Below are 10,330 nucleotides of genomic sequence, written 5' to 3'. Positions count from 1 at the left end.
CTACGCGCCAGGGGGCGGAGGTGGGGGCTCTTTCTTCATCCGAGGGAGGCATTGGCGCAAGCCTCATTGAACAGGGCGCCGGGCCTCTTCGCGCAGCGCGGGGCTCCTGCGGCGCACGCTCCGGGCGGCCACGGTGACGAGCAGGGACCAGGCGAGGCCGGCCACCCAGCCGCCCAGCACGTCCGTGGGGTAGTGCACGCCCAGGTACACGCGGGTGCAGCCCACCAGCACGGAGAGCAGCAGGGCCACGGACAGGATGTAGACCTTCACGCGCCGCTGTTCGGCGAACTGGGCCAGGAGCGCGCCCAGGGTGAGGTACGTGATGGCGGACAGCATCGCGTGGCCGCTGGGAAAGCTGGTGGACATGGTCTCGGTGAGGTGGGGCACGACCGAGGGCCGGGGGCGGTGGAAGAGGTTCTTCAGCACGCCGTTGAGCAGCCAGCCCGTCGCGGTGGCGCTGAAGACGAACAGGGACGTGCGGTAGCGGCGGGCCACCAGCAGGAAGCCACACACGGCCACGGTGATGAGCGACAGCACGGGAGCGCCGCCCAGCGACGTCACGTCCCGGGCCGTCTCCGCGAGCCACCAAGGGCCCCGGGGCATCGCGGGGTCCTCTTCGCGGCGCAGGGAGCGCACGATGCGCTCATCGATGTCCTGGGTCTCGCCTTCATGCACCTCGTCGGAGAGGGCAACGAACCCCAGGACGCACGCCGCCACCAGCAACAGCAGCGCCAGCGGCCGCGTCACCATCACGTCCCAACCCGACAACCACCGCCACGGCCCGCGTAACATGGCCGTGACATAGGACGTGGCCCTCAGGGCCGCTACCGACATTCGCGCGGGAGTGTCGGACAGGCTCCAGGTTCCGGAGCCTGCTCAGTGGGATTCCACCGCGAGGCCCAGGCCTTCCGCCCCGGCGGCCTTCGCGCCATCGAGCGCCACCACCAGCCGCGCATAAGGCGCCCGGGCATCAGGCTGGAAGAACAGGCCACGCTGGCCGCGGGGACGGGCCTCCAGGAAGCGGCGCAGCCGAGGCACGTAGTCCGCTTCGCTCACGGCCTCGCCTTCCAGGAGCAGGGTTCCCTCCGCCGTGAGCCGTACGAGGCCCGGGGCCAGCTCCTTCGACGGTGGGGCGTTGGTGGGGGCGGCCTCCGCCGAGGGGAGTTGGAGCATGAGTTCGCGGCGCATCAGCGGCGTCACCACCATGAAGATGATGAGCAGCACCAGCACCACGTCCACCAGCGGCGTGACGTTGATGTCGGACTGGAGGGCGGACTGCGGCTTCACCAGGAACTGGCGTTTGGAGCGCATGGCGGTGGGTCCTCAGTGCGTCTTCTTCACGGCGACACCCAGCGACACCTTCAAGGCTCCGGCGTCGCGAGAGTGATGGAGGACTTCGAGCACGTCGCCGCATGTCAGCGTTTCATCCGCCTTGAGGAGCAGGCGACGCTCGGGGTGTGCGCGCAGTTCCTCTCGCATGCGCTCCTGGAAGCGCGAGGTGTCCGGGAGCGCTTCCGTCCCGACGAACAGGGCCTTGTCGGCGGTGAGGGAGAAGACGAGCGGCTCCGGCGGGGTGTCGCGGTGCTCTCCCTGCGCGGCGGCGGGGAGGGGGACGTCCTTGCCTTGCGGGGACATGGGGGTCACCACCATGAAGATGATGAGCAGCACCAGCACCACGTCCACCAGCGGAGTGACGTTGATTTCGGCCTTCACTCCGCCCCTGCCTCCCACGGCCATTCCCATGCACAGCCTCCGCCTTTGCGAACCGGACGCCATGGGACCACGGACACTGGAAGGCGTTGGCCGTGGGCAGCCGGTGGTTCCGTCATCGTTCGGTCATGGCGTCCAGCGACTGGGCTGCTATCACCGGGGGACGTTCGCTCCGTGAAGACACCCAACCCATGCGGTTCCTCAAGGCGTCCATGATGGTTCATCTGGTGCGAACAACAGAGGGTGGACCGTCGCTGAGCGAGGACGACCTCGGTTCATTTGAACAGCGGTACGGCTTCAAGCTCCCACACACGCTTCGAGAATTCTTGCTGGCCACCAATGGCGGAAGGCCGGAGCGCGATCTCTTCCAGATCCACGGGTTGAGGGGGAACGCGCTCGGCCGGATCCACCTGTTCTTCGGACTGAATGACCCCGTCGAGTCCTGCAACCTCGACTGGAACCTGGAGGTCTTCCAGGAGCGCATCCCTCCCGGACTGCTGCCCATCGCCACGACGGAAGGCGCGGACAAGCTCTGCCTGTCGGTGGCCGGAGCCGATGCAGGCAAGGTCTTCTACTGGGACGCGCATGCCCCCGTGGGCGAGAACAGCCTCCACCTCCTGGCCGATAACCTCGACGCCTTCAGCTCGGCGCTCCAGTCGGATGCGTTGTCGCCTGTCATCCTGAAGTCCTGAGCACACGTCCTGGGGCTTACGCTCGGGTGCGGTTGGCATTGTCAGCGGCGGAGGGGCTGCTATCACCCGGGGACGTTCGCACCTGGGAGGCACCCGCACATGGCCATCGCCACCATCAGCCCCACCACGGGCAAGACGCTGCGCACCTTCGATGCGCTCTCGTCCGAGGAGTTGGAGCGCAAGCTGCAACGGGCCGCGGACACGTTCCGCACCTACCGGGAAACGTCCTTCGCGGACCGCGCCCGGTGGATGCGCCGCGCCGCTGAAATCCTGGAGATGGAGGCCGACCGCTTCGGCCGCCTCATGACGGAAGAGATGGGCAAGCCGCTGGAGGCCGCGAAGGCCGAATCCATCAAGAGCGCCACCGCGTGCCGCTACTACGTCACCCGCGCGGAGAAGTTGCTGCGCGACGTGCCCATCGACGTGGATGGCGACACCGCCTTCGTCCGCTACCAGCCCCTGGGCGCCGTGCTCGCCATCATGCCGTGGAACTTCCCCTTCTGGCAGGTCGTCCGCTTCGCCGCCCCTGCCCTCATGGCCGGCAACGTGGGCCTGCTCAAGCACTCGAGCAACGTGCCCCAGTGCGCGCTCGCGCTGGAAGAAGTGTTCCTCAACGCGGGCTTCCCCGAGGGCGCCTTCCAATCGCTGTTCATCGAGACCTCGGAGGTGAACCGCGTCATCGAGGATCCGCGCGTGAAGGCCGTGACGCTCACCGGCAGCGAGGGCGCTGGCCGCGCGGTGGGTGCCGCCGCCGGCAAGGCCATCAAGAAGGTCGTGCTGGAGCTGGGCGGCAGCGACCCGTTCATCGTCATGCCCAGCGCGGACCTGGACAAGGCCGTGGCGACCGCCGTGTCCGCGCGCCTCATCAACAACGGCCAGTCCTGCATCGCCGCCAAGCGCTTCATCATCGCGGAGCCCATCGCCAAGGAGTTCGAGCGCCGCTTCGTGGAGCGCATGAAGACCATGGTCGTCGGCGATCCAATGGACCCCAAGACGGACGTCGGGCCGCTCGCCACGCCCGGCATCCTGGAAGGCCTGCACGCCCAGGTGCAGGCGAGCGTGAAGGCCGGCACCCGACTCCTCCTCGGAGGCAAGCCCCAGGGCGGCCCCGGCAACTTCTATCCGCCCACCGTGCTGGCCGACCCGCCGCCCCAGGCTCCCGCGTTCCACGACGAGCTCTTCGGCCCGGTGGCCACGCTGCTGCGCGCCCGCGACCTGGAGCACGCCGTGGAGCTGGCCAACGCGACCCCGTTCGGCCTTGGCGCGAGCGTGTGGACACAGGACGCCGCCGAACAGCGCCGCTTCATCGACGGCATCGAGGCCGGCATGGTCTTCGTCAACGCGCTCGTCGCGTCCGACGCGCGGCTGCCCTTCGGCGGCGTGAAGCACTCGGGCCATGGCCGCGAGCTGGCGGACCTGGGCATCCGTGAGTTCGTCAACGCGAAGACGGTGCGCATCTCCGGACCGTCCGGCGGCGCGCCCCCGACGAAGCACGCGGCCGAGTAGCAGCCCGGATTCAGCGCGTGCGCACCCGTCCATCCATGGGCGCGCCGTGCACCTCTTCCAGCGCTTCGGTGACGGCGTCCACCTCCGCGCCCAGTTGCTCCACGCTGCGGCGCAAGCCCGCGCCCGCCACGTCCGCGTCCGACGTATCCGCCGAGCGCGCCCGCACCACCTGCGCGTAGAGGTTCTCCAGCGTGTAGGCCAGCCGCGTGTATTCGGCCTCCAGGCGGTCCGCCGCCTTGGTCAGTTCCGCGCGCTGGCGCACCTGTTCATCCAGCACCTGCAACGCCGCGCGCAGCCGGTCCCGCACCACGCTGTCTTCTTCCGAAGCCCAGCGCGTCTCCAGCTTCTTGCGCTCCTCGCCCAGCCGCTGCACGTCCTCCGGCGTCGCCACCGTGCGCAGCTCCCGCTCGCGGCGGAGGAGTTCGTGGCAACTCTTGCGCAGGTCCTGCACGGTGCGGTCGGGAGCGCGCACGAACTCCTGCAACACACCCGGCGCCGCGCGGAACTCCGCCAGCAGCTTGTCGCACACCGCATCCACCCGGACGAGGCGCGGATCCTTCGGTGCCTCGGGCACCTTCGGCGCGACGGGCAGCACCGGGGCCTCCGGCTCCTCCACGCGCGTCAGCAGCGGGTTGTTCTGCGCGCGCAGGTGCTTCGCGGCCCCCTTGAAGAACCCGAACGCCACGAACAGCAGCCACCAGTACTGGTGCGGGAAACGGACCACGGTGGCCACGCACGCCAGCGCCACGATGAGCTGGCCCACGCCCACCACCGGGTTGCGCGAGGCCGCGTCACGGGCCTCCCTCTCCGCGCGCTTCGCATCCCGGTACGCCTGCTGCTGGGAGACATAGGCGTCGCGCTTGGCTTGCCGCTCCGCACGGCGCAGGGCGTCCTTCGACTCGCGCTCCCACTGCTTCTCCCACCGGCGACGCTCCTGCTCCGCGCCCCGCTCCCATTCGCGCTCCCAGCGGTCGCGCTCCTTGTCGGTGGGCAGGCGGCCCATCCGGCGCACCCACGCTTCCAGGGCCGCGTCCTTGCGGGCCCGGCCCTCCTCGATGGCCGCCTCCAGACGACGCAGGCGCTCGGCCGCATCGGGAGAGGACGGGGAGGCAGGCGGCGCTTCGCGGTCTCGGGGCACGCGGTGACGCTAACAACTTCTCCCAGGGTTGGGGACTGTCCGGCCCGGCTCCATAAGGCCGGGTGTTGGGGGCATGGCGTGCAGCCGACAGCCAGGCGGCCCCGCGCGGTGGCCCGCCCGGGTGGGATGCGGTAGTTGCGGGGAACGATGACCCATCCCGCCGCGTCCCGCCGCTTCCAGTGGTTCAGTCAGGGCGTCCTCGTCTACACACTGGGCGTCATCCTCTGGGGCGCGTTCGTGCGAGCCACCGGCTCCGGCGCGGGCTGCGGCGACCACTGGCCCGTCTGCAACGGCGAGGTGGTCCCCCGCGCCCCCACCCTCCAGACCCTCATCGAGTACACCCACCGGCTCACCAGCGGCCTCGCCACCCTGCTCGCCGTCGCCCTCTACGTGTGGGCCCGCCGCGCGGTCCCCAAGGGCCACCCCGCCCGGCACGCCGCGGGCTGGGCGCTGTTCTTCATGCTCACCGAAGGACTCGTGGGCGCGGGCATCGTGCTGCTCAAGTACGTGGCCCAGAACGCGTCCCTGTGGCGCGCGGTGTGGATGGGCGTGCACCTGACCAACACCTTCCTCCTCGTGGGCGCGCAGACGCTGGTGGTGTGGGCCGCCGCCGGCCGGGCGCGCATGGTGCTCAAGGGCCAGGGCACGGTGGCCGTGATGCTGGGCCTCGCGGTGGCCGGCATGGGCGTGCTGGGCGTCAGCGGCGCGGTGGCCGCGCTGGGCGACACGCTGTTCCCCGCGACGAGCCTCGCGGACGGCCTGCGCCAGGACATGTCGGAGACGGCGCACGTGCTCTTGCGCCTGCGCGTGCTGCACCCGGTGTTCGCCGTGGGCCTGGGCGCGCTGCTGGTGCTGGTGGGCCGGTGGGTGACCCGGCTGCGGCCCTCGCCGGAAGTGAAGCGCGCGTCCATGCTGCTCACCGGCATGTACATCGCGCAGCTTTGCGTGGGCATCATCAACCTGGTGCTGCTGGCGCCGGTGGCGATGCAGCTCATCCACCTGCTGCTCGCCGACTGCGTGTGGATGTGCGTGGTGCGGCTGTGCGCTGCGGGGCTCGCGGAGGATGCGCCGCGCTTCGAACCTTCCCCGGCCCCAGCGTCCAGCGTGGAGCCGGTGTAGCGCGGCCCCCTACCCCGGCACGCGCAGCCCCCGGGGCACCACCGCCCGGGCGACGAGTTCGAAGAGGCCGCTGACGACGAGCGCGAGCACCGCCGACGGCACCGCCCCTTCCAGGATGAGCCCCACGTTGTCCAACCGGATGCCGGTGAGGATGGGCTGGCCGTAGCCGCCCGCGCCCACCAGCGCGCCCAGCGTGGCCGTGCCCACGTTGATGACCGCCGCCGTCTGGATGCCCGCGAGGATGGACGGCGCCGCCATGGGCAGCTCGATGCGCCACAGCCTCGCTCGCGCCGGGAGGCCCAGCGCCTCCGCGGACTCGCGCACCTCCCACGGGATGCCTCCCAGCCCCGCCGTCGTGTTCCGCACGATGGGCAGCAGGCTGTAGAGGAACAGCGCCGCGATGGCCGGCTTCGAACCGATGCCCAGCAGCGGAATCATGAACACCAGCAGCGCCAGCGACGGCACCGTCTGGATGACGCTGGACAGGCCCAGCACCGCCTGCCCCAGCCGGGGACGGCGCGCGGCCACGACGCCCAACGGAATGGCCAGCGCGATGGCCGCGAGCAGCGACACGCCCACCAGGAACAGGTGCTCCTGCGTGCGCTGCCAGATGCGCGACACGGTGCCCTGCGTGCGCACCTCCGTCGACAGGCCCAGTGACGCCTGGAGGAAGTCGGAGGCCACCCGAGCCTCCGGCACGCGCTCCAGCCGCGCGCGGGCGTTGAGCTTCACCATCTGCGCTTCCGTCAACGCGCCCTCCAGCCGACGCACCGCCTGGAGCGCCTGGGGCGCCCTGGCCTCCAGGTCCTCGCGGTACAGCAGCACGGCGTCATACGCGGGGAAGTGGCGCCGGTCGTCCTCCAGCACGCGCAGGCCATAGGCCGCGATCTCCGCGTCGGTGGAGTACAGGTCCGTGAGCTGGAGCGCTCCACTCTCCAGGCCCCGGTAGGCCAGGTCATGGTCCAGGCCGCGCACGTCGCGCTGGGGCAGCCCGTACGCATCGCGCAGCGCGGGCCAGCCGTCGCCCCGCTCCATGAACTCATTGCTGAAGCCCACGCGCAGCTCCGGGTGCTGCTTCAAATCGGAGATGCGGCGGATGCCCAGCCGTTCGGCCTCCGCTTCCTTCATGCCCAGCGCGTACGTGTCGTTGAAGCCGAGCGACGCGCTCATCCGCAGCCCCTCCGCCGCGAGCGCCTCTCGGAGCGCGGCGTCGTCGGGCAGCGAGCGGCCGGCGAACAACTCCTGGCGCAGCGTGCCGGTGTACTCGGGATACACGTCCAGCTCACCCCGGCGCAGCGCCTCCCACAACACCGTCGTGCCGCCCAGCTCCCGGCGATGCGTGGCATTGGCTCCAGCGGCCTTGGCCACCTGCGTGACGAGTTCGCCCAGGATGACGGACTCGGTGAACTTCTTGGAGCCCACGCGCACCGCGGGCCCTTCCCCGGACGGCTTCGCGCACGCACCGAGGCCCAGGAGGAACAGCAGGGCCAGCACTCCCGCCCGCGTCATCCGGACCTCCCCACGGGCAGCGGACGCTGCGCCTGGATGAACCGCGTGACGAAGGCATCCACGGGACGCGACTCCAGGTCGTCCAGCGTGCCCTGCTGCACCACCTGGCCATCGCGCATCAACACGATGCTGTCCCCCAGCCAGGCCGCTTCCGCCAGGTCGTGGGTGACGAGCACCACCGTCTTCTTCAACCGCTCGAAGATGCCGCGCAGGTCCGCCTGGAGGTCGTGGCGCACCAGCGGATCCAACGCACCCAGCGGTTCATCCAGCAGCAGCACGTCCGGGTCCAACATCAGCGCGCGCATCAGCGCCACCCGCTGCCGCTGTCCTCCGGAGAGCTGCCCGGGGAAGCGCTCCAGCGCATCCGCGGGAAAGCGCGTCAGGTCCATCAACACGCCCTGCCGTTCACGGATCCGCGCCTCCGGCCAGCGCAGGTGGCGCGCCATCAGCGTGACGTTCTGCGCGCCGGTGAGGTGCGGAAACAATCCGCCCCCCTGGAGCGCGTAGCCCACGCGCTGTCGCACCGCGAGCAGCGCGTCCTCCCCGGTGGGCAGGGGCTGACCGTCGAAGAGGACCCGGCCGGTGTCGGGCCGCGAGAGGCCATTGAGCAGCCGCAGCAGCGTGGACTTGCCACAGCCGCTGGGACCGATGAGCACCGTGGTGGTGCCCTTCGCCAATGTCAGCGTCAGCGGGTGCAGGGCCTGCAACCCACCGAAGCGCTTGGACACGCCTTCCAGGATGAACACGGACGCCACGTCCCTTCAGCGAGGAGCGAACACGCCGTTGCAGGAGGCTGGAAAGGGGAAGGCCCTGGCGGGGAAGCTGCACGCGGCGAACAGGCCCTGCCCCTGCCGGTCCACTCCGCCCGTCCAGACGACGACGTCACCACCACCGTCCGGTGACGGCGCGGTGAAGCGGGCACACCGCGTGGCCTGGCCTTCGAGGTAGCAGTCCACCAGCTCCACGGGACTGGCGCCGGGAAGCGCGTCGCGCAGCTCCTCCACGCTCTGGTCGTGCCAGCGCTCCACTTGAGACGTGCCCGGCTGCACCGGTCGGAAGAGGCTCCAGGAGAACGTGGACGCGTCACAGCGGATCCGTCCCGTGCGCGTCGTCGAGGCCGCGAGCTGACAGCCCTCCGGCACACCCAGGACCCGCCACGGCAGGAAGGGCGGCGTGATGAGCGAGGTGGGCGACAGCACGTCGCCCTCCGGATTGCCCTTCGTGGAGAGGTACGCGAACAGCTCCAGGCACCGGCCCAGGTCCGCGCGCGCGTTGTCCCGCGCCACGCAGCCCAACTGCCGCACCCGTCCCGCGGAGGGCGTCACCGCCGTGAGGTATCCGCCCGCGCGGCAGGGCTCCGCGCCCTTCAGGTCCGCGCACTTCGAGAACCGCAGCGACGGATGCGGCTGACCCGCCAGCGGCAGCTCCCCCGTGACCTCCGTGAGCCTCAGTCCCAGGCGCGCCCGGACGCGGGCATGCCCCTGCTGCACGGCCTGCGCTTCGGTCACGTCCGTCAATTCGTCCAGCCACACGGAGAGCCCACCGCAGCGGTACGTGCGGGACGTGGCGCTGGAGGGCACGGGCACGCAGCCGTCGAAGAGGGCCTGGGCCTCCGCGACGAAGGGCCCCCCGGGCGTGGAGCCCACGACGGGAACGGCGGGGGCCACCGGCACGGTCGCCTGACAGGCCCCCAGCAGGAGGCCGAGCCCCGTGAGCCCCACCCACCACACCCTCGCCAGAGCCTTGCGCATCCGCGAGGGGATAGGCGCCGGGCCGGCCCGAGTCAACCGGCCCGGTGGCCCGACGCCCACCGCGCTACATCGCGCACTACTTCTTCATCTGCTTCTCAAGCTCCTTCGCTTCCTTCTCGTGGCCGGACACCACGCCCTCGGTCTGGCTCAGGATGGCGAGGAAGGTCGCGTCGTTCTTGTACTCACCGCGGCCCTTCTTGAGCATCTCGTTGCCCTTCTTCTGGTCCTCGGCGATGCGCGACAGGAAGGCCTTGTCGAACTCCGGGCCCTGCTTCTCGCGCAGCTTCGCGATCTCCCGGTTCGTCTCGTCGATGCTCTTGCCCAGCTTCTCGCCGGTCTGGTCCATCCCCTTGTCGAAGCCCTCCTGCACGCCGGAGCCGCCCACGCCCGTGTCGGACGTGCTGCCGTCGCTCAGCGCGCTGATGGTCATCTTCTGGTTCTCGGCCCACGTGCGCAGGGTCTGGTTGTTGCTCTCGTGGTCGGTGCGGAGCTTGGTGGCGAACTCCTTCACCCGGGGATCCGACGCCTGCTCTTCCGCGAGGCGCGCCAGTTCAATCTGCCGGTTGTTGAAGAGGGCCAGCGAGCCCACGTACTTCACCCGCTTGGAGGCGGCCTCTCCCACCGCCTTGCCCTGCTTCATCTCCTCCTTCTGCTGCTTCGACATGGTGTCTTCGGCGTGGGCCGCGAAGCCCAGCAAGCCCGTCATCACCGCCGCCGCCACCGCCCGCGTCTTCCAGTTCTTGTTCCCCATGGTTCAACCCTCCCGTGCTGCGCCCGAATGGATGAATGACGGGTGCAAGGTGGTGATGGGAAAGGCGGTTGCCAGGGCTGCCTGGCCGACAGCCCCGCCCCCAGGCACGAGCGCTCCGGGATGATTGCGTGTCAGCCCGCGAACAGACCTTCGC

General features: G+C 70.4%; 11 protein-coding genes. 3 read left to right on the top strand and 8 right to left on the bottom strand.

Features of this window, described 5'->3' with window-relative positions; genetic code table 11:
- Window positions 1-63 precede the first annotated feature (63 nt).
- The 3 genes from D7V88_RS14625 to D7V88_RS14615 all read right to left on the bottom strand — a co-directional run bounded on the left by D7V88_RS14625 (window position 64) and on the right by D7V88_RS14615 (window position 1,743).
- Window positions 64-792, bottom strand: coding sequence for a phosphatase PAP2 family protein (locus tag D7V88_RS14625; protein ID WP_120541259.1), 729 nt, complete (start codon window positions 790-792; stop codon window positions 64-66).
- An 84-nt stretch (window positions 793-876) separates the two neighbouring features.
- Window positions 877-1,311 (bottom strand): ExbD/TolR family protein, encoded by a 435-nt coding sequence (locus D7V88_RS14620; RefSeq protein ID WP_120541254.1) that lies wholly within the window; start codon window positions 1,309-1,311, stop codon window positions 877-879.
- 12 nt (window positions 1,312-1,323) lie between these two features.
- Window positions 1,324-1,743: an ExbD/TolR family protein gene (locus D7V88_RS14615; RefSeq protein ID WP_120541253.1), complete on the bottom strand. Its 420-nt coding sequence runs from the start codon at window positions 1,741-1,743 to the stop codon at window positions 1,324-1,326.
- Window positions 1,744-1,901: 158 nt separating this feature from the next.
- Here D7V88_RS14615 and D7V88_RS14610 point away from each other — a divergent pair, with 158 nt between their 5' ends.
- Window positions 1,902-2,402: an SMI1/KNR4 family protein gene (locus D7V88_RS14610; protein ID WP_244238148.1), complete on the top strand. Its 501-nt coding sequence runs from the start codon at window positions 1,902-1,904 to the stop codon at window positions 2,400-2,402.
- Window positions 2,403-2,501: 99 nt separating this feature from the next.
- The gene (locus tag D7V88_RS14605) at window positions 2,502-3,908 is read left to right on the top strand and encodes an NAD-dependent succinate-semialdehyde dehydrogenase (RefSeq protein WP_120541252.1); all 1,407 of its coding nucleotides are present in this window, start codon (window positions 2,502-2,504) and stop codon (window positions 3,906-3,908) included.
- 10 nt (window positions 3,909-3,918) lie between these two features.
- On the opposite strand, the gene D7V88_RS14600 is transcribed toward D7V88_RS14605, so the two are convergent.
- A complete protein-coding gene (locus tag D7V88_RS14600) occupies window positions 3,919-5,046 on the bottom strand; it encodes a hypothetical protein (RefSeq protein WP_120541251.1) in 1,128 nt (375 codons plus the stop codon).
- A 147-nt stretch (window positions 5,047-5,193) separates the two neighbouring features.
- Here D7V88_RS14600 and D7V88_RS14595 point away from each other — a divergent pair, with 147 nt between their 5' ends.
- Window positions 5,194-6,165 carry a COX15/CtaA family protein gene (locus D7V88_RS14595; RefSeq protein WP_120541250.1) on the top strand — a complete coding sequence of 324 codons (972 nt, stop codon included), beginning with the start codon at window positions 5,194-5,196 and terminating at the stop codon, window positions 6,163-6,165.
- A 9-nt stretch (window positions 6,166-6,174) separates the two neighbouring features.
- Here the strand turns inward: D7V88_RS14595 and D7V88_RS14590 are convergent, their stop codons facing one another.
- From D7V88_RS14590 to D7V88_RS14575, 4 genes are all read right to left on the bottom strand, one after another.
- On the bottom strand, window positions 6,175-7,674 hold the full coding sequence (locus D7V88_RS14590; protein ID WP_120541249.1) for an ABC transporter permease/substrate-binding protein: 1,500 nt from the start codon (window positions 7,672-7,674) through the stop codon (window positions 6,175-6,177).
- Entirely contained in the window at window positions 7,671-8,420 is a 750-nt protein-coding gene (locus D7V88_RS14585; protein WP_120541257.1) for an ATP-binding cassette domain-containing protein, read from the bottom strand. The genes D7V88_RS14590 and D7V88_RS14585 overlap by 4 nt, the downstream gene beginning before the upstream one ends.
- Before the next feature lie 15 nt (window positions 8,421-8,435).
- Window positions 8,436-9,425 (bottom strand): hypothetical protein, encoded by a 990-nt coding sequence (locus D7V88_RS14580; protein WP_120541248.1) that lies wholly within the window; start codon window positions 9,423-9,425, stop codon window positions 8,436-8,438.
- Window positions 9,426-9,501: 76 nt separating this feature from the next.
- On the bottom strand, window positions 9,502-10,176 hold the full coding sequence (locus tag D7V88_RS14575; RefSeq protein ID WP_120541247.1) for a DUF4142 domain-containing protein: 675 nt from the start codon (window positions 10,174-10,176) through the stop codon (window positions 9,502-9,504).
- Window positions 10,177-10,330: the final 154 nt, after the last annotated feature.

Origin of the sequence: Corallococcus terminator (assembly GCF_003611635.1) — a bacterium.
Classification (GTDB): domain Bacteria; phylum Myxococcota; class Myxococcia; order Myxococcales; family Myxococcaceae; genus Corallococcus; species Corallococcus terminator.
The sequence above is the reverse complement of the archived record's forward strand: the minus strand, read 5'-3'. Positions and strand labels throughout refer to the sequence as shown.